The organism is Mycolicibacterium pyrenivorans (assembly GCF_025821625.1).
Taxonomy (GTDB): Bacteria; Actinomycetota; Actinomycetes; order Mycobacteriales; family Mycobacteriaceae; genus Mycobacterium; species Mycobacterium pyrenivorans.
The window spans coordinates 14,597-38,843 of sequence record NZ_JACKSH010000072.1; the positions used below are offsets into that span (position 1 = coordinate 14,597).

Below are 24,247 nucleotides of genomic sequence, written 5' to 3' on the forward strand. Positions count from 1 at the left end.
GCAGCGGTCACTGGCTGGGTTGTCGGGTGTTGGCGGCGGCCAGTTCGGCGGCGCTTCCGCCCTTGCCGTCGGGATAGAACTTCATCGCCCACTTGCGGATCGCGGTGAACCCTTCCAGCTCCGAACTGGCAAGCGCAGGCGGGTCGGAGTAGCGCTGGTGCGCCCAGATGTGGATGTCCTGACTGAACTGCCGGATGACCTCCGCACCGAACTCGGTGGCCTTCGCCTCGGCCCGCACGGGGTCCTTCCCGGGGGTGCGGCCGATGTAGACCATGAACCGCACGTCGGAGGTGGACTCGTCGACCGGGGTGATGGCCGAGATGGTGCGGTTGTCGATCATCCCCCAGCTCTTGGTCACCGCGATGCCGAGTCCGCCGTTGATGGCTTCGACCCCGCTGTTGACGTCCTCGATCTTCTGTCCGTCGTCACCTTCGAACGTGATGGTGAAGTCGACATAGGACACCGGGTCGTCGAAGTCGTGACGGGTGAACACCGGAACGATCGGGGTGTTGTGCACGTACTTGAAGTGCGCGAAGTCCACGCCGTTCTCCAGCACGTACTGCGGGTGCATTTCCAGACCCTGCCGGAACAGCCGCTGCTGCGGGTAGTAGTCCGCGGCACTGCTGTCATCGCCGAAGGCGTCGAAGATGTCGGGGGCGTCGAAGAACGGATCCCGGTTCTCGATGTCGTGCCAGATGTACACCGACTCGTTGCGTTCGACCACCGGGTAGGTCTTGATGCGGCGGCCGCGGTTGGGTCGGTCCTCGTAGGGAATGCACACGTTGCGTCCCTGCTGGTTCCACTGCCAGCCGTGGAACGGGCACTGCAGCACCTCGCCTTTCACCGTGCCGCCGTAGCCGAGGTGGGCACCGAGGTGTTCGCAGTAGGCGTTCATCACCGTGACCTGACCGGACTCGGCGCGCCAGGCGATCATCTCCTGATCGAAGTACTTCATCGTGTGGACGTCACCGACGGCGATCTCGTCGGACCACGCGACCTGAAACCAGCCAGTCGGTTTCATCGACAGGGGTGGCTTGGCCATCGAGGATCCCTTCGCGTCCGGCTTCGGTCCAGCTGAATGGTAGAACAGTCAATGAAAGAAACATAGTGGGTTCTACGAAACTTTCGCTATCCTCTCTTCATGACCGAGGCGGCCGAGTCGACGCAGGGCCCGACGCCGGCGCGCCGCACCAACCGCCGCGGTCAGGCGACCCGCGAGAACATGTTGAAGGCCGCGCTGCGGTCACTGGCCTCGGGCGACCCGGGGTCGGTGTCGGCCAACCGGATCGCCAAGGACATCGGCGCCACCTGGGGCGCGGTGCAGTACCAGTTCGGGGACGCCGACGGCTTCTGGGCCGCGGTGTTGCACCGCACGGCGGAGCGCCGCGCCGAACTCTTCTCCACCGTCGACGAGGGCGCACCTCTCCGGGACCGGGTCGCGGGGATCGTCGATACGCTGTATCACGGCCTGGCAGAACCGGATTCGCGCGCCATCGAGAACCTGCGCGCCGCGCTGCCGCGCGACCACGGCGAGCTGGAGCGGTTGTATCCGCAGACCGCGGCCGAACTGTATTCGTGGGGTCAGTCGTGGCTGGAAACGTGCCGAAACGCGTTCGCGGGTCTCGACGTCGACCCCGACCGCGTGCGGGAGGTCGCCACCCTGATCCCCGGCGCCATGCGCGGTCTCGTGTCGGAGCGCCAGCTCGGCTCCTATGCCGATCTCGACGTCGCCCGCCGGGGCCTGACCAACGCGCTCGTCGCCTACCTTCAGGCAGCGGACTGATCAGCCCTGTCAAAGTCGGCGATCACGTCGACGCCGACAATCGACACGCTAGCTTTCACGAATGGACATCGTCGATGAGTGGCGCCAAGGCGCAACGTACTTCGAGTGGGCCTCGACGGCACCGGCCAACGGCGGGGCGGCGGTCGAGGTGTTCAGTCGCCGCTGCGGCACCCCCGGCGCGCCGGCACTGGTCTGCGTGCACGGCTTCCCGACCGCCAGCATCGACTATCACGCACTGACCCGCGAGCTGGATGCGCAGTTCGACATCTTCACCCTCGACTTCCCGGGATACGGGCTGTCCGGTAAGCCGCCGCACCCCTACGTGTACTCGCTCTACGACGACGCACGCCTGCTGGTGCACGCCATCACCGAGATCTGGCAGCTCGGCGACTACCGGATGATCACCCACGATCGCGGCAGCAGTGTCGGCATGATCGCCCTGGCGATGCTCGCCGATCAGGACCAGCGCAACCTCCCCGCCGATGTCTTCATGACGAACGCGAACATCTTCCTGCCGCTGGCGAACCTGACCGCGTTCCAGGTGGCGTTGCTCGACGAGGCCACCGGTCGCGCCACCGCGGCGGCCACCACGGCGGAGATGCTCGCGGCGGGCCTCGGCATGACGACGTTCATGCCGCGACGGACCCCGTCCGACCCCGAGATCGCTGCGCTCGCAGAGTGTTTTGCGCACAACGACGGGATCGGCGTGCTGCCCGACACCGTCAAGTATCTGCACGAGCGGGCCAGAGACGAAACCGGCTGGCTGGAGCGGCTCTCCCGGATCGACGTCGACACCACCCTGATCTGGGGTCTCCATGACAGCGTCGCACCGCTGCGGGTCGCCAATCACGTGTGGCAGACCTATGTCAAGGACAAGCCGGGCCGCAACCGTTACTGGGTCGTGCCGGGCGCCGACCACTACGTCCAGTGCGACGCTCCCGGTGAGGTGGCCGAGATCATCCGGTTGACCGCGGCGTCGACGAACTTCGCGCTGCAGACGATCGGTGACCGGCCGGAAGGCGCGGTGCTGGTCGATCAGTCAGGCGGCGACGGCGGATGAGGCTGTGGCGCCGAGGATTCCGACCGAGTCGAACCCGTCTCGGATCGCGCCCAGTTCAGCGGCGGTGAGCCCGAGGGCGGCGGCGGCACCGAGGACGGCGGTGCGTCCGTCGGTGAACTCCGCGCCAGGGCTCAGCCGAAACAGGGAGTGGTAGAACACCCTGGCCCAGGTCAGGTCGGAGACACCGCTGGTGGCTGCGGCCGTCATCATGCGGTAGACCGCGTGGCTGAAGATGGTGCTGTTGATGTGTTCACCGGCGTCGTCACCGGTGCCGAGGTAGCGCGCCGCGTAATGGGCCCGATACGGTCCGAAGCCTGTGACGATCGATGTCGGATCGGCGAGATTGCGCACGATGCCGTAGTCGGAGTCCTCACCAACCAGCCACCGGTCCGCCCCCGACTTCCCTTCGACGAGGACGCCGAGAATGTCGGCGTAGGCCTCGTTGAGCGCGCCGGACTCGCCGTAGTCGAGCACCGATCCCCCGTCGCCTACGACGTAACTCACCACCGCATGGGTGAATTCGTGACCGACGATGTCGAGCGCCGCCTGGAGATACCCGCTGTCGCCGTACGCGAACTGCTGGCGGCTGGAATCCCAGAAGGCGTTGGCGTAGCCGGCATTGGTGTACCCCGGGTTGTACCGGATGCTGACCTCGATGAGCGCGCCGTTGCCATCGAACGACGTGCGGCCCAGCACGTCCTCGAAGAAGTCGTAGACGACGGCGGTGTTGGCGTGTGCGGAGACGGCGGCCCTGTCCCAGCCGAACCACCCGCGCTTGACCACGGTGCCGGGCAGGATCGGACTGCCCCGTCCGAACCACCTGTAGGCCGTCTTGTAGGTCTTGATGTTCCGGCCCACGTCGACCAGCGTGTACCGCTTCGACCAGAACACGCTGGTGGTGTCGAACGTGATGACACGTTGCCGGCCGAGCCAGTCGCTGGCCAGACCGACCGTCGTGTAGCCCTGCAGGTTCGAGAGGGTGACGATGATGTCACCGGCGTCCGCGCCGTCGGCCTCGATGACGTAGGTCGCCCCGGACCGCGACATGTCGCCGGCGTCGGGAAGCTGCATCACCACCCGCCACGCAAGGCTGGGCTCCGCTTCGTCCTCGAGGGCGTACACGACAAGTTGTGTGGTGAAAGTGCTTTGCGCGAGCAAGGATTCGATTGCCTGGCGGTCGGCGCCGGCACCGAGATAGGCGGTGCCCGCGATCAGGCTGACCTCGTAGTGCTCGTCCACCGCGGGGTCCGGGATCACGTCGAATCCCGCAGTCAATCCACGGTAGTTGTTGACCAGACCGGTCACCGCGCCGTCGACGTCGGCCACGAGGATCACGTCGCTTCCCAGCACTCGGACCCCACCGACGGATTCGTTGAGACGGTAGAAGTTCTCGACGGAACGGCCGACCCCGGCCTGTGTCGCGGTGATGGCGGAGGCCTCGGCGAAGCCGACGGCGACACCCAAAGCCGGTGCGACACTGTTCAGCACCGCCGCGGCGTCGGCGGCACTGCTCACCGCGCGGTCGGTGAATCGGCCCTCGATGACGCTGACGGCGCCCCCGGCGTCGGCGGTGACCTCCACGCCGTCACGCGACAACAGTTCCGTGAGGCCGATCATCACCGGGTCGGGTCGCGCGCCGGGCGGCGGCGCGGCAACGACGATGGTCACCCTGGTGGGGCCCGTGAAGCCGAGAAGACCCAGCAGGCCGTGGATGCGGAACGGGTTGCCGACGGTGTCGTCCACGGTGACGGTGAATCGATCACCGCGAAGGGGCGCAGCGGGATTCGGGGTGTAGGTGAACCCGCCGAGCGCATCGAGGGTCACGCTTCCGCGCTGCGGTCCGTCGATGACGCGGTAGACCAGCGAGACATCGTCGTAGTCGACGGCGTTGAGGCTGCCGGTGACCACACCGTCGGGCCCGGGCCCGGAGATCGTCGCCGCGGCGGTGGGGCGCTGGTTGTTGAGGGTGTACTGGACCTGGCGCACGGCGAGCCAGAGCGACTGCATGAGAGCGGACACCGGCGTCTCGGGGACAGGCAGCCCGGTGGCGAGCGGACCCAACCCGACCCAGGTGAGCAGGTCGGCGACGATGCTGTTGGTCGTGACGGGACGAACGCTGACGAGATCCCGCAGCGTCGGTGCGCCCGTGGCGGCCTCAGGAGGTGCCAGGCGCATCGTGGCGACGACTGGTGCCGGCGTGGCCGACGGGCCGTCCCCGGACTCGGCAGCAGGGCCGTCGGCCCCGACGGGTTCGGCGGTAGTGGGCCCGGCGGCGTCCGCGGACGACACCTGTCGGGTCTCGGCGCGCGACGTCTCGGCGGCCGACGCATCGTCGATGGTCGGCTCCGGCGACTTCCTCGGCTCACGGATCGACCCGTCGTCGTCGGGACCGGACTGTGCGCCGTCGTGCCCCGTCGCACCGGAGGTGTCCGCGTCGTTCTCGGCGGCCTCCTCGGCCTCAACGGCCAGGTCCACCTCGTCGGTCGCTTCGGACTCGTCGGCCGCGGGATCCCGGGCCTCCTGCGCGTCGGCGCTCGCCCCGGGGTCGGCTTCGGTCGACTGGTCGTCCGAGGTACCCCTGGGGCTGGCGTCCGTGGCCTCGCCGGCGGAGGTGCCGGCCGACTGGGATGACGTGGATGTGTCCGTCGGCGTTGCGGCCGCGACGCCCTGGCCGACCGCCAGGCTCAATCCGATTCCGATCAGGGCGACGCCGGCGTAGAGCCCCCGCCGCGGATCGATCGACGTACGTTGTCGATCGCACCTGACCACATGACCCCCCAGTGTTGACCCATTCGGATCGCGGCGTGTCACGAAAGTGCCGTAGCCAGGCAATTTACCACTCCGTAGCAAACTTTCGAAGCTTCTGCGCCCTATTGCCCGGCCATTCGGTCAATGCGGTGACACGGCGGGCAGCCCTGGCGGCGCAGGAGCCTGGGCGTTCGGTTGCTGCCGTGTCTTCGTTACAAGGAGATCGGCATTGACAGGAAACTCACATGTGACGGTGACCAGGCACAGCGACGGTGGGCGGACGGTGTCGGCATGAAATCGAATTGAATTGCCGTGGCGATGTTTAGGGCTCGGAGCCGGTGGCCATCCCCCTTCCGGGTCGGGGGTCCGACGGTTGAGCGCCACACCGTGACGGCAACGTCGGAGGCGTACCGCACGATCAGCTGGCGCATTGCCCGTCAGGGGCGCAGCCAGCAGAGAGAACAAGGAGGTTCATGAATGGATGTGAAGAAGTTCGCGGCCGGTGCCGCAACCGCAAGCCTGCTCGGATTGGGTGGGCTCGGCCTCGGGATGGGGCTGGCGCAGGCCGATCCGGCCTCGCCGCCGCGGCCCGACAATCCCGGTAACTCGGACAACGCCGGCGACAACGGCAACGGCGCCCCTGCCCCGCGTCCGACCACGGTCACGGGCCCCGGCGTCAATGCCGGAGACCCCGGCAACCCGCTGCCTCCCGGACTCGGCTATCTCCCGCCCCCCGGACACGGTGGTCCGATGCCCCAGGACAGCATCGCGCTCCCGGAGACGCCGTCGTGGGTGATCACGCCGGTGGTTCCGCCGGAGGACGCCCCGCTGCAGCCGGAGCTGCCGGACTGGGCCGAGGGCCTCACGGTGGTCTGGAACCCCGACCTCGAGGTCTGGGGTGTGTGGAACGAGGAGACGGGCGTTTTCGTGCGCCTCTGAGCACAGTGAGGACGGCTGCCTCGCCCCCTTGGGTGAGGCGGTCGTTCGCTGCGATGGCGCGACTCCCGTGAGGACCGCGGATATCACCTCCGGCTCCTGTTGCTCAACCGCACCGCGGGCCGGCCCATTAGGCTGAGCCGGTGTCTCTTGTACTCGGCCCCATCCTGCGCCACGTGGGCGAGACGACCGCCATGGTGTGGGTGCAGACCGAGTCGCCGGCCGAGGTTGAGGTACTCGGGTGCTCCGCCAGGACCTTCGAGGTGGAGGGCTACCACTACGCGCTGGTACCGGTGCAGGGACTGACGCCGGACTCGACGACCGAGTACCAGGTCCACCTCGACGGCACGAAGGTCTGGCCCGAGCCCGACTCGCAGTTCCCACCCAGTGTGATCCGGGCCCGCGGCCCCGCCACCGCCGATCGGCTGCGGGTGATCTTCGGATCCTGCCGCTACCCGAAGACCGGTGACGCCAAGATCGATGACAAGCTCGGCCTTGACGCCCTGGACTGCTATGCCGCGCGGCTGACAGAGCTGCCCGTCGACGAATGGCCGGACGCCCTGCTGCTGCTCGGTGACCAGGTCTATGCCGACGAACTGACCCCCGAGGCGCGTCGTCACCTCGCAGGACGCCGGTCGAGCGGCCGCCGCCCGCCCGACGAGGTGGTCACCTTCTCCGAGTACGAGGGCCTCTACCGGCACACGTGGGGCGATCCGGAGATCCGATGGATTCTGTCGACGCTGCCGACCGCGATGATCTTCGACGATCACGACATCCGCGACGACTGGAACACCTCGGCGCCGTGGCGTGCCGAGGTCAACGCGAAACCGTGGTGGCGCGACCGGATCCGGGCCGGGCTCGGGTCGTACTGGGTGTATCAGCACCTCGGCAACCTGAGTCCGAGCGAGCTGGCCGACGACGAGGACTACCAGAAGGTGCTCGCCGCCGACGGCGATTGCTGGCCGCACCTGGTCGAGCTGGCTGACCGCGCCGATACCGAGGTCGACGGCGACAAGGGTCTGCGCTTCAGTTTCCGCTGGGACCTGGGGCGCAGCCGCCTCATCATGGTCGACTCACGCAATGCCCGGATCCTCGAAAGCGCGGAACGAAAGATGTTGGGAGACCGCGAGTTCTCCTGGCTCGAGAACCAGGTCAACGACGGACTGGAAACACTGGACCACCTGCTCATCGGATCCTCGCTGCCGTGGCTGCTCCCTCCCGTCCTGGGTGACATCCAGACCGTCAACGAGATCGCGGCCGACCGCGACGGCATGCACGGTCAACTGGCCGAGAAAGTTCGTCAGACAGCGGATCTCGAGCACTGGCCGGCGTTCGTGAAATCGTTCCTGCGGCTGAGCGAACTGATCAGACACGCGGCGTCGCAGTCACCGCGGGGACCGGCAACCGTCTCGGTGCTGTCCGGGGACGTCCACCACAGTTACGCAGCGCGTGCCGACTTCGACGGAGCGCCCACCGCCCGGGTGCACCAGCTGGTGTGTTCCCCCGTTCACAACTACGTGCCGGCGTTCGTCAAACCCGTGTTCAGGCTCGGGTGGTCACCGCGCGCGGCGCGCATGGCCCGGCGCTGGGCCCGCCGTCACGGTGCTCCGGTGCTGCCGATGTCGTGGCGGAACCTCAGTGGCCCGCTGTTCGGCAACACCATCGCCACCTTGGACGCGAAGGGTCGCAGAGCGGACGTCATCTTCGAACAGCCGCGTGAGAACGGTGAGTTATCTACCGCCACAAGGGTTTCCCTCAGCGACTGATCAGAACGTGGCAGCGCCGGACAGATCGGCGCTGTCGTCGATCCGCTCGATCCGCACCGCGATGCCGTTGAGCACGGACATGCCGGCCAGGCGCTCCAGGTCCGCGGCGTCGTTGGACGTCAACTCGTTGACGTTGGCGCCGGTTGGTTTCGTTCACATACAGATCCAGCGAGACCAGCAGGTCCAACTCGCCGAGCGCCTTCTCCAGCATCGGCCCGTTGGGCACGGTGAGCACCGGGTTGCCCGCGGTGACGAACATGGCGCGCATCTGGCCTTCGCCGGGGGTGATGATCTCCTCGGCCATCAGGGCGGCGGGATAGGTGCTGATCACCTCGGGCAGGTCGCCGACCCGTGAGCGGGCGCTGTCATAGGTCAGCCTGCCGGCCTTCTCCCCCATGTCCTCCAACGGAATCACCGCCTGGGAGAACAACATTCCGCCGATGCGGTCGAGGTTGCCGGTGACGATGCTCAGCGCGTCCAGCAGGAACGACACCAGCGTGCCGTGCCTGCCCAGGCATGCCCCGGTGCGTCCGTAGGCCACGGCGCGGGGCGCGCCGGCGAAGTCACGCGCGAGCCCGCGGAGAACCTCGGCGTCGACCCCGGTGCGGGTCTGGGTGTCCTCCGGCGGGAAGCCGGCCGCGATGTGCCGCAGTGTCTGCCATCCCGTCGTCTGCTCCGTCAGCGCCGCCGTGTCGGCGAGGTCCTCGGAGAAGATCACCTGCAGCATCGACAACAGCAGCCAGGCATCGGAGTCCGGGCGCACCGGCAGATGTTCATACGCGCGGGCGGTCTCGGTGCGTCGCGGGTCGACCACCACGACCCGTCCGCCGCGGGCCGTGATGGCGGACAGGTCGTCCCTGATTCGTGGTGTGCGCACCGCGCTGCCGTGCGACACCAACGGATTGGCGCCCAGCATGAACAGGAAGTCGGTGCGCGGCAGGTCGGGAAACGGGATCTGGCTTGCCGCCCCGTACAGCAGCTTGCTCGCGACGAAGCGTGAGTTGATGTCCTGGGAACCCGACGAGTACTGGTGATGCCCGCCGAGGCGGGTGAGGAAGATCCCCGACCACAGGCCGGTGGCGTATCCGAATGCGATGGGGTTGCCGAAGTACTGGCCGACGGCGCTGCCACCGTGTTCGGCGACGATGCCGGTGAGCCGGGCTGCGATGTCGTCGAGCGCGGTGTCCCAGCTGACCTCCGCGAAGGTGCCGTCCGCGCGACGACGCATCGGGGCAAGCACGCGGTCGGCGTCGTTCTGGATGTCGGTGAACGCGATGCCCTTGGGGCATGCCCTACCCCGTGACAGCGGGTTGTCGGGATCGGGGCGCAGCGATTGCAGGCGACCGTCCTCGACGGTGGCGATCATCCCGCACAGCGCTTCGCAGATCCGGCAGTAGGTGACGTGTTGCTCGACAGCCATTGAGGGCCCTTCCTGTCAGCCACCACAGTCGCACCCTCGACGGCCATAGGCTAGACATTTCAGAGAAAGTGTTCACTACGGAAGGCGGCCGTCAGTGAACGCCCTCCATCTGGCGGCTGATCCACGGCGCAATGGCGAACACGAGCACACCCGCGGCCACCGCGACCCCGCCGAGGATGCCGAAATAAGCGACCTCGCGGGACGGGTCGTAGTACCCGGCGAGCACACCCGACATAGCCGTTCCGAGGCCGACCGAGAAGAAGTACAGCGCCATCATCTGCGCGCGGAACGCCTCCGGTGCCAGCTTGGTGGTCACTGACAGGCCGATCGGTGAGAGCAGCAGCTCAGAGATCGCGAACACCGCCATGATCATCATCACGAGCAGTGCCGGCACCGCGCTGATGCCGGCCAGCGGCACAAAGCACAGGAAGGCGAGGCCCATCCCGATGACGCCGTAGGCGAATTTGCGCGGCGTGGTGGGTGCCCAGTTGCCCAGCCGCGTCCACATCAGCGCGAACAGCGGCGAGAGCACGATGATCCACACCGGTTCGATCGAGCCGATCCAGCTTGCCGGCGCGATCCAGCCGAAGATGGACCAGTTCATCCGTTCGTCGGAGTACACCGCCAGCACGGTGAAGATCTGCTGGAAAAGTGACCAGAAGATGGCGTTGGCGACGAACAGCGGGATGAATGCCCGCACCCGCACCCGTTCCGGGACGGTCACCTTGGCGCTGGTCAGCATGATGGCGAAATAGCCGATCGACGCGACGACGATGACCCCGGTGGTGACCTGGGACAGGTTGGCCAGGGTCACCAGCTCCAGCGCGATCGCCACCGCGACAACGACGAGCACGGCCACGAATACGCCGACGGTCTTGCCGATAGCACTGCGCGGCAACGGGTTCGGCACATGACGGCCGTGCTCACCCAGGTTGCGCCGGAACACCACGTACTGCACGAGGCCCAGGGCCATACCGACGGCGGCGGCACCGAACCCGTAGTGGAAGCCGATGTGCGTCTGCAACAGGCCGGTGATCAGCGGGCCGACGAATGCGCCGAGGTTGATGCCGAGGTAGAAGAGCGTGAACCCGCCGTCGGCACGCGGGTCGCCCTTGTCGTAGAGGGTGCCGAGCAGCGACGAGGCGTTGGCCTTCAGCGCACCCGAACCCAACGCCACGCAGACCAGGCCCACACCGACGCCGACCAGTCCCGGCAGCACCGCCAGCCCGATGTGGCCGATCATCACCACCACGCCGCCGTAGAACACCGTGCGTTCCATACCGAGCAGGCGGTCGGCGATCCAGCCGCCGAGCACCGTCGATAGGTACACCAGTCCGCCGTAGGCCCCGACAATGCCCGTCGCGGTGCTCTGCGGCAGCCCGAGCCCACCGTCGGTCACCGAGTAGTACAGGTAGTAGCCGAGGATCGTGAGCATCCCGTAGAACGAGAACCGCTCCCACAACTCGACACCGAAGAGGTTGGTCAGTCCGATCGGATGACCGAAGAACGTGCGCTGATGGTTCTGCTCACCGATCGCCATGCCGACACCTTGCCCCTATCCCGCGTCGAACGTGGGCCTTGAGTGCGGAAAGTTGCATGTGGTCGTGTGACGCACAGAGACTGAAGCCGGCGACGTGAGCCTGCCGACTGTCGCCCCGCATGACCGTCGCCGTGGGTAACCATTGGGGTGAGGTCCAAAGGAGACGCCGCACATGAGCGAAATGAAGTTCTTGGAGCTACACGGCGATCGCGTCGCCTACCAAGACGTCGGCAGCGGCGACGAAACCCTGCTGCTCATCCACGGAATGGCCGGGAGTTCGGAGACGTGGCGGGCGGTCATCCCGCAGCTGTCGAAGAAGTACCGCGTGATCGCACCCGACCTGCTCGGACACGGCCAGTCCGCCAAGCCCAGGAGTGACTACTCACTCGGCGCGTTCGCGGTGTTGCTGCGGGATCTGCTCGAGGAACTGGGCATCTCGCGGGCGACCGTCGTCGGGCAGTCGCTCGGCGGCGGTGTGGCGATGCAGTTCGCCTACCAGCATCCCGATTTCTGCCAGCGGTTGGTGCTGATCAGCAGCGGCGGCCTCGGGCCCGACGTCGGCTGGACGCTGCGCCTGCTGTCCTCGCCGGGCGCCGAGCTGCTCCTGCCGGTCATCGCGCCGCCGCCGGTGGTGACCGCGGGCAACAAGTTGCGTTCGTGGTTCGCGGCGGGCGGGATCCAGTCACCGCGGGGCGCCGAGATGTGGAGCGCCTACTCGTCGCTGGCGGACTCTCAGACACGCCAGGCGTTCCTGAAGACGCTGCGGTCGGTGGTCGACTACCGCGGGCAATCGGTGAGCGCGCTGAACCGGCTGCACCTGACCTCCGACCTGCCCACCATGGTCATCTGGGGCGATCAGGACCGAATCATCCCGATGGAGCACGGATACGCCGTCCACGAGGCACGGCCGGGATGCCGGCTCGAGGTGCTCACCGGCGTCGGCCACTTCCCCCACGTCGAGCGGCCCGGCGAAGTGGCCGACCTGATCGAAGACTTCATCGAGACCACGCCGTCGTCGATCCAGTCGATCACCTCGCCGCTGCTGAAACAGCCTGAAGAGTAACCGCGGTTTCGCCCCGGTTCCGGCACTGCGATCGGTTCCGATCTCCCGTGTCACATCGCGGCGTGGGACGGGACGATTGCTCGACAAAGCAAAGCCCTCGCGATAATCTGCCCCAAGGTGGTTTATACCCCTCCCGGTATGTCAACACGGTCTACACATACCAAGTCGCCACGGCCCTACGGGGTGTTGGGAATCCAGTGCATGACGATCATCACCAGCCTGTTGGCGGGCGCGGTCATCGGCGCGCTGCTGGGGTTACTCGGTGGCGGCGGCTCGATCCTGGCCGTTCCGGCGCTGGTCTACGTCATTCAGCTGGATGTCAGGCAAGCCATCCCGATCTCGTTGATCGTGATCGCCGCGGCATCCGCGGTCGGCGCACTGCCGAAGGTCCGGGTCGGGCACGTGCAGTGGCGTCTGGCCGGGATCTTCGCTCTGACAGGCATCCCCGCGACGTTCGTCGGTACTGCTATCAGCAAGCTCCTGCCCCAAACTGCGATCCTGATCGGCTTCGCCGCGGTCATGGTCCTCGCCGGAGTGCAGATGCTGCGCGACGAGGACGGCACCGGGACCGCCTGCACCGTCGGCGACGACGGGATCAACTGGCGTCGGTGCGCGCCTCGGTCCATCCCTGCGGGGTTGCTCGTCGGCATTCTGACCGGCCTGTTCGGGGTGGGCGGCGGCTTCTTGATCATCCCGGCCCTTGTGCTGATGCTCGGCGTCGAGATGCCCATCGCCATCGGCACGTCGTTGGTGATCATCGTCGCCAACTCGGTGGCGGGTTTTGTCTCCCACATCGGCGACGCCGGCATCGACTGGTCGATCACCGCCGCCTTCGCCGGCACGGCGGTGGTCACGTCTTTGGTGGCAGGGCATCTCGGAACGCGCCTCGACACCGTCCGCCTGCAGCGCTGGTTCGCCTACCTGGTCTTCGCCGTGGCCGCCTACGTCCTCGTCGACACGATCCTGCTGCGCTAACGCCTACAGCCCTATCAGTCACACCCCATGGAAAGGAATCACCCATCGTGAACGTGTCCATCATCGAGACATCCGGCCTCGGAGACCGCAGCTATCTCATCAGCGAGGACGACGTCGCCGTCGTCATCGACCCGCAACGCGACATCGACCGAGTCCTCGACCTCGCCGGTGGCGTGCGGATCACCCACGTCCTGGAAACCCACATCCACAACGACTACGTCACCGGCGGATTGGAACTGTCCCGTGTCACCGGGGCCGAGTACGTGGTACCCGCCGGCGACGACGTGGACTATGAGCGGCGCGCCGTAAAAGACGGCGACGTCATCGACGCCGGACCCATCCGACTGCAGGTGATGCACACACCGGGCCACACTCACCACCACGTCAGCTACGTGCTGCGCGATCGGGAGGGTTCCGTCCGCGGCGTGTTCACGGGGGGCTCGATGCTGCACGGCACCACCGGGCGCACCGACCTCGTGGGCCCCGAACACACCGACGAGCTGACCCATGCCCAGTTCAAGTCGATTCGCCGCCTCGCCGCCGAACTCCCCGACGACACCGAGGTCTATCCCACGCACGGGTTCGGCAGTTTCTGTTCCGCCACACCCGCCAGCGGCGACTCGTCCACGATCGCCGAACAGAAGCAGAGCAATCCGGCGCTGACGAAGGAAGAACAGGACTACGTCGACGAGCTCATCGCGGGCCTGTCGGCATTCCCTGCGTATTACGCCCACATGGGTGTCATCAACAAGCACGGACCCGCACCCGTGGACCTGTCACCTCCCGAGCTCGTCGACCCCGCCGAGCTACGGCGCCGCATCGACGCCGGCGAGTGGGTCGTCGACCTGCGCAAGCGGACCGCGTTCGCGGCCGGACACCTCGAGGGCACCCGCGCCTTCGAGTTGTCCGATTCGTTCGTCAACTACCTCGGGTGGCTCTATCAGTGGGGTGCGCCGCTGACCCTGATCGGCGACACCAAGGAACAGATCGCCGATGCCCGCCGCGAACTCGTCCGTATCGGCGTCGACAACGTCACCGGATCGGCGGTCGGCGACGTCTCGACCATGACCAACGGCACCGAACTGCGCTCGTATCGCGTCGCCGACTTCGGCGACCTGGCCGAAGTGATCGGCAAGGGGGACTTCACGGTGCTCGACGTCCGCCAGGAGGGCGAATACGGCGACAGCCACATCCCGGGAGCCGTCAACATCCCGTTGCACGAACTCGCGGACCGGATCCACGAAGTGCCGGCCGGGGAGGTATGGGTTCACTGCGGATCCGGCTATCGGGCATCGATCGCGGCGTCGATGTTGGACCGCGACGACCGGACGGTCGTCCTGGTCGACGACGCTTTCGCCACCGCAGGAGATCTCGATCTGACCGCCTGAGGATCTCGGCTGGATCTCGGAGAGTTTGAATCTGACGGATTTGGTAATTCCTTCCTGCGGCAGTTAGACAGTTCCTACGTATTGGATCGGATTGACCAAATGATTGTGCTCGGCATCATTCTCCTGTTGATCGGTTACTTCACCAGCCTCTCGATCCTGTACACGATCGGCGGAATCCTCGTGGTGGTCGGGATCATCCTGTGGATTCTCGGTGCGGTCGGCCGTCCGGTCGGTGGTCGAAAAGTCTGGTTCTAACGGCGACTTCGACCACGCCGAGAGGTCTTCAACCACCCTCGCGACGCATGGATGCCGGCTCGGTCAATCGACCGGGCCGGCACCTGCGTTGCGAGGTGATTCGCCATTCGAGAAGGTTGGTCAATTCGGGCGGTCGGGCACGGCGATCACTTCTTTCCGTTTCCGTTCCCCTTGCCGTTTCCGTTGCCCTTGCCGTTCCCATTGCCCTTGCCCGGGCCGCGGATCTCCTGCCGGGCCGGTGGCGGGACCGCCTGCTCGACGGCGGTCGCCTGCTCGACCACCGGGGCGGCGGTCGGTGGAGGTTCGACGACGGGCGGCGGCACGGCCGTCGCGCTGACCGGCGCGGGCACCGTGGTGCTGATGCTGACGGGCTCGGCGGTGGTCGGGTGCGTCGGAGACGTCGGATCCAGGGCGAATGCCACCACGGCGACCGCCATCGCCCCCAGCAGCGCCGCCGCGCCTGCCACCTTTCCCTTTTGTCGCGCCCGGCTGCGACGGTGCCGGGACGCGCCGGGCGGGGTGGTGGCGGTGTCCGGATACGACGCCGGGTGCGCGTTCAGCACGGCGGTCGGCGGCCGGCCGGGGGCGCTGACCGGTACGGGACTGACGAGATCGAGGCGCCGCTTGGCGTGGCCCGTCAACGCTTCCCACATCTCGTCGGCGCTGCCGAACCGCGTCTGCGGATCGCGCGACATGGCGCGTCCGATCACATCGGCCAGACCCGGGTCGACGTCGGGGCGCAGGACTGTCAGAGGGGTTGGGTCGTCCTCGAGGATGGCGCGCGCCAGCGGGACGATCTCCTCGTGGAGGAACGGCTTGCATCCCGTCAGCGCCTCGTAGCCGACGACGCCGGCGGCGTAGAGGTCGTCGGTGACTGACGCCGGCTTGCCGGCGATCCTGTCGGGGCTCAGATATGCGAGGGTGCCGACGATCTGACCGGTGGTGGTGTGGGCGGACCCAGGCGTCTTCACGATCCCGAAGTCGGCGACCTTCACGCTGCCCGGCGGGGCCAGCAGGATGTTGCCCGGCTTGATGTCGCGATGCAGCATCCCGGCGCCGTGCGCGGCGGCCAGGGCGGCGAGCACGCTTTGCAGAGCCCCACTCACCTGGGGCCCGGGCAGCGGTCCCAGGGCGATCTGGTCGCCGATCGTGTCACCGGGTAAGCGCTCCATCACGATGAACGGCGTACCGTCCTGCTCCCCGAAGTCGTAGATCCCGACGATGTTCGGGTGATTGAGCGCGGCGGCGGCGCGCGCTTCGATGGTGAAGCGTTCCCGAATGTCGGCCTGCGAACTCAACCCGGGGTGTAGGAGCTTGATGGCCACCGCCCGGTTCAGTCGGGTGTCCCACCCGTCACGGACCTCGGCCATCCCCCCGAACCCCAGGACGTCCCGCAGTTCGTATCGTCCGCCGAGAAGCCCGGGTCCTGCCATGGCGGCTGATTATCCGCATCAGGCCACGCGCAAACCCTCAGAGAACACTTAATTGACGGTTCGGGTGGTTTTTCCGGGCGGAACGTCGGCGTGGGTGACCGGGAGGTCGGCCAGGCGCCATTCGAGCATGCCGTCGTTGAGCCGGACGGCCCGGCGGTCATGGCCGGTGAGCAGTCGCACGGCGTCGTAGGCGAACACGCAGTACTCACCGCGGCAGTACACGACGATCTCGGTGTCGAGGGGCAGTTCATCGATCCGGTCGGCGAGTTCGTCGATGGGAATCGAGAGCGCCCCGGGAATATGACCGGCCTCGTACTCCTCGCGTGGCCGCACGTCGAGCAACACCGACGCCCCGCCCCGCAGCCGCAGGGCGAGTTCCTCGCTGCCCACGACCCCCGGGTCACCGCCGCCGGCCAGGAGGTAGTCGTCGCGCGCGGCCGGCACCTCTGCCTGGTGAGCCTCCGCCACTTTGCGCAGCAGCGCGAACAGTCGGGCGACGTCGTCGCCGGCGAGGCGGTAGAAGATTCGCACCCCGTCGCGGCGGGTCGCGACGAAGCCGGCGGCCTTCAGGGTCTGCAGGTGAGCCGAAGCCGTGGTGACGTTCAGCCCAGCCGATTTGGCGAGCGCGTCCACCGTGCGCTCACCCTGGGCAAGCAGATCGAGAAGCTCCAGCCGACTGGCGTTCGACAGGGCTTTCCCACTTGCGGCGAAGGCCTCATACAGCCGCGCCTTGGCGGGTGACTTCTCGACGATCGCCATATTCCACCTTTCCATGGATTAATGTACTTTAGCAGCAGGTGCGGCCAATCGAAGGACCGAACAGGAGACAGGGATGGCATTTCGCGGTGTCGAGCTGATTCCCATAGTCGACCAGGGACTGGGAAACAGTGCCTACGTGGTCGACCTGGGCGACGGCCGCGCGCTGGCCGTCGATGCCAGCCGTGATCTGCGGACGCTGCGCACCGCTACTGCACGACGGGGGCTGACGGTGGCCTTCGCCGCCGACACGCACCTGCACGCCGACTTTCTGTCCGGGGCCGTGCAACTGCACCATGAGACCGGCGCACAGATCCTCGCCTCCGCGAGCGGACGCCGCGCGTTCGACCACAGCGGTATGGCCGACGGCGACGAGATCGATCTGGGCGGCCTGCGGTTGCGGGCCTGGGAGACACCCGGCCACACCGACGAACACACAGCGTTCCTGCTGCTCGACGGCGACCGCGAAGTGGGCGTGTTCACCGGCGGCTCGCTGATCGTGGGGTCAGCAGCGCGCACTGACCTGCTGGGTGCGAACCGCACCGAGGAACTCGCCCGCTCACAGTTTCACTCGTTGCAGCGCCTTGCCACGTTGCGCGACGATGTGGCGGTGTGGCCGACGCACGGGGCGGGCTCCTTCTGTTCGGCACCTCCCGGTGCCGAACGGGTGTCCACGATCGGCGACCAGAAGCGCGGCAACCCGCTGCTGTCGACGCCCGACGAGGACACCTTTGTTCAGGAGCTGCTGCACAGCCTGGGTAGCTACCCCTCCTACTTCCGCCGTCTCGGCGAGGTCAACCGCATCGGACCCGCCGTCATGACCGGTGCACCCCAGCTGCCCGACGTCAGTGTTGAGCAACTCGATCGGCTGTTGGCCGACGGCGCCGCAGTCGTCGACGTCCGGCCTGCGGCGGCGTTCGCCTGCGGCCATGTGCCGGGTTCGCTGTCGATTCCGCTTCGGGATCAGTTCGCCACCTGGCTGGGTTGGCTGGTCGATGCGGAGACACCGCTGGTATTCGTCACCGAGGAAGGCCAGGACCTTTTCGAAATCGGTTGGCAGGCATACAAGATCGGGTACGAGCGGATCGCGGGCCGCTTGGCCGGCGGGATGCCCGCCTGGCAGGCGGCCGGACGTGGCCAGGGTCGCGTGACGTTCGCCCCGGCCGAACGCCTCGCTGACCGGCCCTACCTCGACGTGCGTCAAGACGCCGAATACCAGGCAGGCCACGTGCCCGGCGCCCTGCACATCGAGCTCGGCGCCGTCGCCGAGCATGTCGACTCGGTTCCCGATGGCGTGATCGTTGCCTGCGGGCACGGTGAGCGGGCGATGACCGCAGCCAGCCTCCTGCTCCGTCACGGCCTCACCGAACTTGCCGTCCTCGACGGTGGGCCCGACGACTATCTCGCCGCGCACCGATGATCGCCGGCGGAGATAGCCACGCCCGCCCGGTTCGGCTCGGGCTTCGCGAGAACTGGCTGCAGTTCACGTTTCTCGTCGTCGTCAACGTCTGCGTCGGTGGGCTGGTCGGGCTGGAGCGCACCACCGTCCCGTTGATCGGCACCCAGGTGTTCGGTCTCACCAGCGATCTCGCGGTGTTCGCGTTCATCATCGCCTTCGGGGTCACGAAGGCCCTGACCAACCTCGCGGCCGGCGCCCTGACCGCACGGTTCACCCGTAAGCAGCTGCTGCTGACCGGGTGGGCGCTCGGTGTGCCGGTGCCCTTCATGCTGGCCTGGGCGCCCTCGTGGTGGTGGATCATCGGCGCGAACGTGCTGCTCGGCCTCAACCAGGGGCTCACCTGGTCGATGACGGTCAACATGAAGATCGATCTGGTCGGCCCGCAGCGCCGGGGTCTGGCCACGGGTCTCAACGAGGCCGCGGGCTACGTCGCCGTCGGTGCCACCGCCCTGCTCACCGGCTACCTCGCCACCTCCTACGGGCTGCGCCCCGTGCCCGAGTTGATCGGCGTGGTGTTCGTCGCCGCGGGGCTCGGCCTGTCGCTGGTGGTGCGCGACACCGCCGCCCACGTCGCGCTCGAACTCGCCCAGCATCACACCCCGAAGCCCGCTGAACGCACCGGTTTTTGGGCGATATTCACCCGCACTACGTGGCGGGACCGCAGTCTGCGCGGTGCCAGCCAGGCCGGCCTCGTCAACAACCTCAACGACGGCCTCACCTGGGGGGTGTTCCCCTTGCTGTTCACCGAATACGGACTCGGGCTGGCCGCCGTCGGACTGATCAAAGGCCTCTACCCACTGCTGTGGGGATTGGGGCAGATCCCCACCGGACACCTCGCCGACCGCATCGGCCGCAAACCGCTTATCGTCACCGGCATGTTCGTCCAGTCGTTCGGGTTCGTGCTCGCGCTGACCCTGCTGGCGTGGCCGCTGTTGGCCGGCATCACCTCCGCCATCGCCCTGGGCATCGGCACCGCGATGGTCTACCCGGCGCTGATCGCGTCGATCTCCGATCACGCGCACCCGACGTGGCGGGCCAACGCCCTGGGTACCTACCGGTTCTGGCGCGACATCGGCTACGCCGCGGGAGCCCTGGTCGCCGGCATCATCGCCGACGCGCTCAACCTCGAGGCCACGGTCGTCGCCGCCGCCGTCCTGACCGCACTGTCGGGGTTGCTCGCCGCCTACTGGATCACCGAACGCGGCACGGTTACCACGTATCTCGCCGAGAAAAACAGCCCCTCGGACGCCACCGGAGAGCCTCCACGGTGACCGCACCCCGCACCGGCACCCTGACGGCCGAACAGGTCGAGGCCATCCAGAAACGCACCATCCGCGTGCTGGTCGGTGCCCAGATCTTCAGCGGCGCCGGTCTGGCCGCCGGCATCACCGTCGGCGCCCTGCTGGCACAGGACATGCTCGGCTCCACCGGCCTGGCCGGAGTGCCCAGCGCGCTGTTCACCTTCGGCTCGGCCGCAGCGGCCGCCGGTGTCGGCCACCTGTCCCAGCGTTTCGGCCGCCGCACCGGTCTGGCTGCCGGGTACACCATCGGGGCCGTCGGCAGCGTGGGCATCGTCGTCGCGGCGGTCGCCGACAACGTCGCACTGCTGTTCCTCGCGCTGTTTGTGTACGGCGCAGGCACCGCCACGAACCTGCAGGCTCGATACGCCGGGGCCGACCTCGCACACATCGACCACCGCGCCCGCGCCATCAGCACCGTTCTCGTCGCGACCACGGTGGGCGCCGTCATCGGACCCAACCTCGTCGGCGTTCTGGGAGACCTCGCCGAGAAGATCGACGTGCCCCGCCTCGCGGGACCCTTCCTGCTCGCCGTCGTGGCCTACGGCGCGGCGGGCGTCGTCATCTGGATCTTGTTGCGGCCCGACCCATTACAGGTTGCCGCCGACATATTCGACCCGCAAGGTGACGCCGAGAACGACGCAGCCGCCGCCACCGGCGGGAAGCCGTCGTGGAATGGCGCCGTGCTCGCCGGAGCGGCCGTCATGATGGTCACCCAACTCGTGATGGTCGCGATCATGACGATGACCCCGGTGTACATGCGGCATCACGATCACGATCTCGCCGCCGCCGGGCTGGTCATCTCGATCCACGTCGCCGCCATGTACCTGCCCTCACCGATCTCCGGTTACCTCGTCGACCGTTACGGATCAGCCGCGATCGCGGGGCTGGCGGCGATCACCCTCATCGCCGCGGGCATGCTGGCGAGCCTCGCCCCGGCACAATCGGTCCCCGCGCTCGCGATCGCCTTGGCGTTGCTCGGATTCGGCTGGAGCCTGGGTCTCATCGCGGGCACCACCACGATCACCAACGCCACGCCCGTCGCCACCCGCGCGAAAACCCAAGGCACCGTTGATCTCTTCATCGCCGTGTCCGGTGCCGCGGGTGGCCTGCTCTCCGGCGTCGTCGTCGCCGTCGCAAGCTACCCGACCCTCGCCGTCCTTGGCGCCGTCGTCGCGGCCACCCTTGTCCCGATTCTGCTGCTCCCCCGTTACCTCAACTGAGCGCTGCCCCATACTGGGCGAGTGGACATCGCGCTGGCGGTCATCGGCCTGCTCGAGTTCGCGGGGTTGGTCACGCTCGGGATACTGCTCATCGTCGCGCGCCGCAACCTTGCCGGCGCCCGCAAGGAACTGCGGCGCCGACGCCGTGACGAACTCGGCGAGGCTCGCCCGAGCCGCCGCAGGCCGCCGGGCGTCGCCCCGCTGGCCGTGAAGACGGTGATGCACACGGTCCGCAGTGCCGACTCGCTCATCCGTCACGGCGTCGTGGGGTCGGTGCGCAGCTCGGTCGAGGACCTCGCCGGCTGGGCCCGGGTGGAACGGCCGGACCTCGACAGCGTCACCCCGGACGGCCGGGTCGTCCTGGTCTTCTCCGATATCGAGGGCTCCACCGCGCGCAACGAATCGATGGGCGACCGCGATTGGGTGGAGGTGCTCGAGCGTCACAACGAGCTCATCAAGCGGCGCGTCGCGGAGCACCGGGGGTATGTCGTGAAAAACCAGGGCGACGGTTTCATGATCGCGTTCGCCACCCCTGAACAAGCAGTGCGCTGCAGTGTCTCCGTGCAGCGGGCACTGCTGGAGAACCCAGAGCGATACGACAACGTCCGCGTGCGGATCGGCGCGCATACGGGTTCGTCGGTGCGCCGGGGCGACGATCTGTTCGGCCGCAATGTCGCGATGGCGGCGCGGATCGCGGACCTGGCCGGCGGTGGACAGATACTGGTCAGCCACGAGCTCCGCGAATCGATGGACGACTGCGACGGCATCACCTTCGACGCACCGTTCGAGGTGGAGTTGAAGGGTCTACGCGGCACCCAGACCGTATACCCGGTCGTTATTACGGGCTGAATGCTCAGGCTCAGTCCCTACACTCGGTGACATGCCCGTCCCCGACAAGCCCCGCCCAGGCCAGGAATCGGTGTGGGACTACCCTCGGCCGCCGCGACTGGAGCAGTTCGCCGGCTCGATCACCGTCGAGTTGGGCGGCCAGACGATCGCCGAGACGGACCGCGCCTGGCGGGTGCTCGAAACCAGCCATCCCCCAACGTATTACCTACCGCGGACGTGCTTCGCCGACGGCGTGCTGCGCCAGGCCGACGGATCGTCTTGGTGCGAATGGAAAGGGCAGGCAACCTATTTCGACCTGGTGACACCGTCCGTCGTCGCACCACGGGCGGCCTGGACATACCTGACACCGACGCGCGGGTTCACCGAGATCGCCGGCGCGCTGGCGGTCATGCCCGCGATGGTGGACCGGTGCACCGTCAACGGCGAGGTGGTTGTGCCGCAGCCGGGCGGTTTCTACGGCGGCTGGATCACCAGTTGGGTCGCCGGACCGTTCAAGGGTGTGCCGGGCTCGATGGGGTGGTGACGATCACTGGCCCTCCTCGAGGGCGGCCTTGAGGTCCACCTGGGTCTCCACCAGGAACGCGTGGAACTCCTCACCGGTCATGAACGTGGTGGTGAACTGGTTTCTCTCCGCGATCTGCTTCCAGGTCGGTGATTCGACCATCTCGCCGAGCACGTTCTGCCAGTAGGAGACGGCGAACTCCGGCATCTCCGGCGGCCCGTAGAGGCCACGCCAGTTCGAGACAGTGACATCGAGGCCCTGCTCTCTGGCGGTGGGAGCGTCAAGGCCGGGCAGCCGTTCCTCGGCCAGCACGCCCAACGGCTGGAGGTCACCCGCGGTCACCAGGTCGATGAACTCACTGACACCGCCGATCGCCACGCTGATGCCGCCTTGGCGGAGTGCGGTGATCTGGTCACCGCCACCCTCGAAGGGGACGTAGTTGACGGTGGCGGCGTCTCCCCCGGCCGCCGAAACCAGCAGGTCGAAGGGCGCCTGATCGTCGTTGGCGGCGCCGACCGCGACGCCGCCGGGGTCGGACTTGATCGCCGTCATGACGTCGTCGAGATTGTTGAACAGGGAGTCGGGACGGGTGACGACGACGAAGTACTCCGTCATCAGTCGGGCGATCATGGTGACGTCGTCGTAGCCGTAATCGGACTTGCCGCGCAGTTCGTTCATCATCATCGACAGGGACGTGACCGAGACCTGGTGTCGCGGCCCCCCGTCAGCGCCGTTCGCCAAGAGCCATGCCCCAAGAATCTGTACACGGATTGCACGCCTGCGTCCCAGATTTGGGATGACGGGGTTGAAGATCACGCTCCCGGAGGGGTCCGGGCCTCCTCGCACCGCTCAGTCGAGGAAGCGCGCGCGCACTTCCGGGGGCGGGATGGGGCACGTGTCGTGAACACCGAAGATGCGATATCGAACGCGGGCGAAGCCGTCGTACAGCCGGTCCCGGACCGACGCCGGAATGATGTTGGCCATCAGGAGCCCTCGCCAGGGGCCACCCAGGTACTCCGCCACCCGCAGCGCTGCGGCCGATCTGATCGCCACTCGTTCATCGCGCCGGCCGGGGTGGTCGACGAACACCACCGAGTCCACCTCCGCGAGAAACGGATGGCGGTCGATCACGTCCTTGGCGAACTCACCTTCCAAGGCCGCGAATCGCAGGCTGCCGCGCGGGTCCAGACGGAGGATCGTCTGCACGGCGCCGTTGCAGAATCCGCACACTCCGTCATAGAGCAGAACAGGTGCCGGCTCAGCTGCGGCTCCGTCATCGTGGCCGGATTGCGGTCGGGCATCCCGGGCATCCATGTCCGTCATCGGAACCTCCTCGTCTGTTCCCACGGTATGCCCGAATCCACGGCGGGTAAGCGGCGTTGTGAGCGATGAGACAGGTGCTGGGGTGGCGGGGTCCGAACCCGCGAGCGATGATTGGATCTTGCCGGTTTCGGCCTACCTAAATCATGGCGGTCATTCGGGCATGCCGATGGTTTTGGCTTCGAGGTATTCCTTGTAGCCTTCGTCGCCGTTGCGGTAGCCCAGGCCGCTTTGTTTGGTGCCGCCGAACGGGCTGCCGATGCCGAAGTGGCTTTTGCCGTTGATGGTGACGTTGCCGGTGCGCATCCGGCACGCGACGGCGAACGCGCGGTCGACGTCGGCGCTGCTGACCTCTCCGGACAGGCCGTAGATCGTGTTGTTGGCGATCGCGATCGCGTCGTCGTCGGTGTCGTAGCCGGTGACGGTGAGCACCGGGCCGAAGATCTCCTCCTGCGCGACCTGGGAGTCCGGGT

General features: G+C 67.4%; 22 protein-coding genes. 13 read left to right on the forward strand and 9 right to left on the reverse strand.

The window, feature by feature from the left end:
* Window positions 1-7: 7 nt before the first annotated feature.
* Window positions 8-1,042 (reverse strand): aromatic ring-hydroxylating dioxygenase subunit alpha, encoded by a 1,035-nt coding sequence (locus H7I57_RS09890; RefSeq protein ID WP_264023276.1) that lies wholly within the window; start codon window positions 1,040-1,042, stop codon window positions 8-10.
* A 99-nt stretch (window positions 1,043-1,141) separates the two neighbouring features.
* Between H7I57_RS09890 and H7I57_RS09895 the strand changes: the two genes are divergently transcribed.
* Both H7I57_RS09895 and H7I57_RS09900 read left to right on the forward strand, forming a co-directional pair.
* Complete coding sequence (locus tag H7I57_RS09895; protein ID WP_264023277.1) at window positions 1,142-1,783, forward strand: TetR/AcrR family transcriptional regulator; 642 nt, start codon at window positions 1,142-1,144, stop codon at window positions 1,781-1,783.
* A gap of 61 nt (window positions 1,784-1,844) precedes the next feature.
* Window positions 1,845-2,843: an alpha/beta fold hydrolase gene (locus H7I57_RS09900; RefSeq protein WP_264023279.1), complete on the forward strand. Its 999-nt coding sequence runs from the start codon at window positions 1,845-1,847 to the stop codon at window positions 2,841-2,843.
* On the opposite strand, the gene H7I57_RS09905 is transcribed toward H7I57_RS09900, so the two are convergent.
* The gene (locus H7I57_RS09905; protein WP_264023280.1) at window positions 2,823-5,612 is read right to left on the reverse strand and encodes a M4 family metallopeptidase; all 2,790 of its coding nucleotides are present in this window, start codon (window positions 5,610-5,612) and stop codon (window positions 2,823-2,825) included. The two genes, H7I57_RS09900 and H7I57_RS09905, sit on opposite strands and share 21 nt — an antisense overlap.
* A 456-nt stretch (window positions 5,613-6,068) precedes the next feature.
* Between H7I57_RS09905 and H7I57_RS09910 the strand changes: the two genes are divergently transcribed.
* A complete protein-coding gene (locus H7I57_RS09910) occupies window positions 6,069-6,530 on the forward strand; it encodes a hypothetical protein (protein WP_264023281.1) in 462 nt (153 codons plus the stop codon).
* A 140-nt stretch (window positions 6,531-6,670) separates the two neighbouring features.
* Window positions 6,671-8,293 (forward strand): alkaline phosphatase D family protein, encoded by a 1,623-nt coding sequence (locus H7I57_RS09915; RefSeq protein ID WP_372510169.1) that lies wholly within the window; start codon window positions 6,671-6,673, stop codon window positions 8,291-8,293.
* Here the strand turns inward: H7I57_RS09915 and H7I57_RS09920 are convergent.
* Both H7I57_RS09920 and H7I57_RS09925 read right to left on the reverse strand, forming a co-directional pair.
* Window positions 8,283-9,713 carry a molybdopterin-dependent oxidoreductase gene (locus tag H7I57_RS09920; RefSeq protein ID WP_264023282.1) on the reverse strand — a complete coding sequence of 477 codons (1,431 nt, stop codon included), beginning with the start codon at window positions 9,711-9,713 and terminating at the stop codon, window positions 8,283-8,285. The two genes, H7I57_RS09915 and H7I57_RS09920, sit on opposite strands and share 11 nt — an antisense overlap.
* Before the next feature lie 91 nt (window positions 9,714-9,804).
* Window positions 9,805-11,253: a peptide MFS transporter gene (locus H7I57_RS09925; protein ID WP_264023283.1), complete on the reverse strand. Its 1,449-nt coding sequence runs from the start codon at window positions 11,251-11,253 to the stop codon at window positions 9,805-9,807.
* A gap of 172 nt (window positions 11,254-11,425) precedes the next feature.
* Between H7I57_RS09925 and H7I57_RS09930 the strand changes: the two genes are divergently transcribed.
* The 4 genes from H7I57_RS09930 to H7I57_RS09945 all read left to right on the forward strand — a co-directional run bounded on the left by H7I57_RS09930 (window position 11,426) and on the right by H7I57_RS09945 (window position 14,934).
* The gene (locus tag H7I57_RS09930; RefSeq protein ID WP_264023284.1) at window positions 11,426-12,316 is read left to right on the forward strand and encodes an alpha/beta fold hydrolase; all 891 of its coding nucleotides are present in this window, start codon (window positions 11,426-11,428) and stop codon (window positions 12,314-12,316) included.
* 201 nt (window positions 12,317-12,517) lie between these two features.
* On the forward strand, window positions 12,518-13,291 hold the full coding sequence (locus H7I57_RS09935; protein ID WP_264023285.1) for a sulfite exporter TauE/SafE family protein: 774 nt from the start codon (window positions 12,518-12,520) through the stop codon (window positions 13,289-13,291).
* A gap of 47 nt (window positions 13,292-13,338) precedes the next feature.
* Complete coding sequence (locus H7I57_RS09940) at window positions 13,339-14,679, forward strand: MBL fold metallo-hydrolase (RefSeq protein ID WP_264023286.1); 1,341 nt, start codon at window positions 13,339-13,341, stop codon at window positions 14,677-14,679.
* 99 nt (window positions 14,680-14,778) lie between these two features.
* Window positions 14,779-14,934, forward strand: coding sequence for a hypothetical protein (locus H7I57_RS09945; RefSeq protein WP_264023287.1), 156 nt, complete (start codon window positions 14,779-14,781; stop codon window positions 14,932-14,934).
* Window positions 14,935-15,080: 146 nt separating this feature from the next.
* On the opposite strand, the gene H7I57_RS09950 is transcribed toward H7I57_RS09945, so the two are convergent.
* Both H7I57_RS09950 and H7I57_RS09955 read right to left on the reverse strand, forming a co-directional pair.
* Window positions 15,081-16,367 carry a serine/threonine-protein kinase gene (locus tag H7I57_RS09950; RefSeq protein ID WP_264023288.1) on the reverse strand — a complete coding sequence of 429 codons (1,287 nt, stop codon included), beginning with the start codon at window positions 16,365-16,367 and terminating at the stop codon, window positions 15,081-15,083.
* 48 nt (window positions 16,368-16,415) lie between these two features.
* Window positions 16,416-17,126, reverse strand: a complete 711-nt coding sequence (locus H7I57_RS09955) for an ArsR/SmtB family transcription factor (protein ID WP_264023289.1) — start codon at window positions 17,124-17,126, stop codon at window positions 16,416-16,418.
* A gap of 73 nt (window positions 17,127-17,199) precedes the next feature.
* On the opposite strand from H7I57_RS09955, the gene H7I57_RS09960 reads away from it, so the two are divergent.
* Genes H7I57_RS09960 through H7I57_RS09980 form a run of 5 tightly spaced genes read left to right on the forward strand, consistent with a single transcriptional unit; the run spans window position 17,200 to window position 22,475 of the window.
* The gene (locus tag H7I57_RS09960; RefSeq protein WP_264023290.1) at window positions 17,200-18,543 is read left to right on the forward strand and encodes an MBL fold metallo-hydrolase; all 1,344 of its coding nucleotides are present in this window, start codon (window positions 17,200-17,202) and stop codon (window positions 18,541-18,543) included.
* On the forward strand, window positions 18,540-19,853 hold the full coding sequence (locus H7I57_RS09965; RefSeq protein WP_264023291.1) for an MFS transporter: 1,314 nt from the start codon (window positions 18,540-18,542) through the stop codon (window positions 19,851-19,853). The genes H7I57_RS09960 and H7I57_RS09965 overlap by 4 nt, the downstream gene beginning before the upstream one ends.
* Window positions 19,850-21,103, forward strand: coding sequence for an MFS transporter (locus H7I57_RS09970; RefSeq protein WP_264023292.1), 1,254 nt, complete (start codon window positions 19,850-19,852; stop codon window positions 21,101-21,103). The genes H7I57_RS09965 and H7I57_RS09970 overlap by 4 nt, the downstream gene beginning before the upstream one ends.
* A gap of 21 nt (window positions 21,104-21,124) precedes the next feature.
* The gene (locus H7I57_RS09975) at window positions 21,125-21,952 is read left to right on the forward strand and encodes an adenylate/guanylate cyclase domain-containing protein (RefSeq protein ID WP_264023293.1); all 828 of its coding nucleotides are present in this window, start codon (window positions 21,125-21,127) and stop codon (window positions 21,950-21,952) included.
* A gap of 31 nt (window positions 21,953-21,983) precedes the next feature.
* Complete coding sequence (locus tag H7I57_RS09980; RefSeq protein WP_264023294.1) at window positions 21,984-22,475, forward strand: DUF427 domain-containing protein; 492 nt, start codon at window positions 21,984-21,986, stop codon at window positions 22,473-22,475.
* A gap of 3 nt (window positions 22,476-22,478) precedes the next feature.
* Here the strand turns inward: H7I57_RS09980 and H7I57_RS09985 are convergent, their stop codons facing one another.
* From H7I57_RS09985 to H7I57_RS09995, 3 genes are all read right to left on the reverse strand, one after another.
* Window positions 22,479-23,138, reverse strand: a complete 660-nt coding sequence (locus H7I57_RS09985; RefSeq protein WP_264023295.1) for a tripartite tricarboxylate transporter substrate binding protein — start codon at window positions 23,136-23,138, stop codon at window positions 22,479-22,481.
* 165 nt (window positions 23,139-23,303) lie between these two features.
* Window positions 23,304-23,768: a thiol-disulfide oxidoreductase DCC family protein gene (locus tag H7I57_RS09990; RefSeq protein ID WP_264023299.1), complete on the reverse strand. Its 465-nt coding sequence runs from the start codon at window positions 23,766-23,768 to the stop codon at window positions 23,304-23,306.
* Window positions 23,769-23,927: 159 nt separating this feature from the next.
* Window positions 23,928-24,247 (reverse strand): aldehyde dehydrogenase family protein (locus H7I57_RS09995; protein ID WP_264023296.1); only part of this gene is annotated, 320 nt, incomplete at its 5' end.

What these genes read in the sequence shown, in the direction of transcription:
- H7I57_RS09985 (WP_264023295.1), bottom strand. Translation starts at nt 23,138, where the DNA reads ATGATGATGAACGAACTGCGCGGCAAGTCCGATTACGGCTACGACGAC.
- H7I57_RS09960 (WP_264023290.1), top strand. Translation starts at nt 17,200, where the DNA reads ATGGCATTTCGCGGTGTCGAGCTGATTCCCATAGTCGACCAGGGACTG.
- H7I57_RS09895 (WP_264023277.1), top strand. Translation starts at nt 1,142, where the DNA reads ATGACCGAGGCGGCCGAGTCGACGCAGGGCCCGACGCCGGCGCGCCGC.
- H7I57_RS09945 (WP_264023287.1), top strand. Translation starts at nt 14,779, where the DNA reads ATGATTGTGCTCGGCATCATTCTCCTGTTGATCGGTTACTTCACCAGC.
- H7I57_RS09890 (WP_264023276.1), bottom strand. Translation starts at nt 1,042, where the DNA reads ATGGCCAAGCCACCCCTGTCGATGAAACCGACTGGCTGGTTTCAGGTC.
- H7I57_RS09980 (WP_264023294.1), top strand. Translation starts at nt 21,984, where the DNA reads ATGCCCGTCCCCGACAAGCCCCGCCCAGGCCAGGAATCGGTGTGGGAC.
- H7I57_RS09930 (WP_264023284.1), top strand. Translation starts at nt 11,426, where the DNA reads ATGAGCGAAATGAAGTTCTTGGAGCTACACGGCGATCGCGTCGCCTAC.
- H7I57_RS09990 (WP_264023299.1), bottom strand. Translation starts at nt 23,768, where the DNA reads ATGGATGCCCGGGATGCCCGACCGCAATCCGGCCACGATGACGGAGCC.
- H7I57_RS09920 (WP_264023282.1), bottom strand. Translation starts at nt 9,713, where the DNA reads ATGGCTGTCGAGCAACACGTCACCTACTGCCGGATCTGCGAAGCGCTG.
- H7I57_RS09965 (WP_264023291.1), top strand. Translation starts at nt 18,540, where the DNA reads ATGATCGCCGGCGGAGATAGCCACGCCCGCCCGGTTCGGCTCGGGCTT.
- H7I57_RS09955 (WP_264023289.1), bottom strand. Translation starts at nt 17,126, where the DNA reads ATGGCGATCGTCGAGAAGTCACCCGCCAAGGCGCGGCTGTATGAGGCC.
- H7I57_RS09935 (WP_264023285.1), top strand. Translation starts at nt 12,518, where the DNA reads ATGACGATCATCACCAGCCTGTTGGCGGGCGCGGTCATCGGCGCGCTG.
- H7I57_RS09900 (WP_264023279.1), top strand. Translation starts at nt 1,845, where the DNA reads ATGGACATCGTCGATGAGTGGCGCCAAGGCGCAACGTACTTCGAGTGG.
- H7I57_RS09950 (WP_264023288.1), bottom strand. Translation starts at nt 16,367, where the DNA reads ATGGCAGGACCCGGGCTTCTCGGCGGACGATACGAACTGCGGGACGTC.
- H7I57_RS09910 (WP_264023281.1), top strand. Translation starts at nt 6,069, where the DNA reads ATGGATGTGAAGAAGTTCGCGGCCGGTGCCGCAACCGCAAGCCTGCTC.
- H7I57_RS09925 (WP_264023283.1), bottom strand. Translation starts at nt 11,253, where the DNA reads ATGGCGATCGGTGAGCAGAACCATCAGCGCACGTTCTTCGGTCATCCG.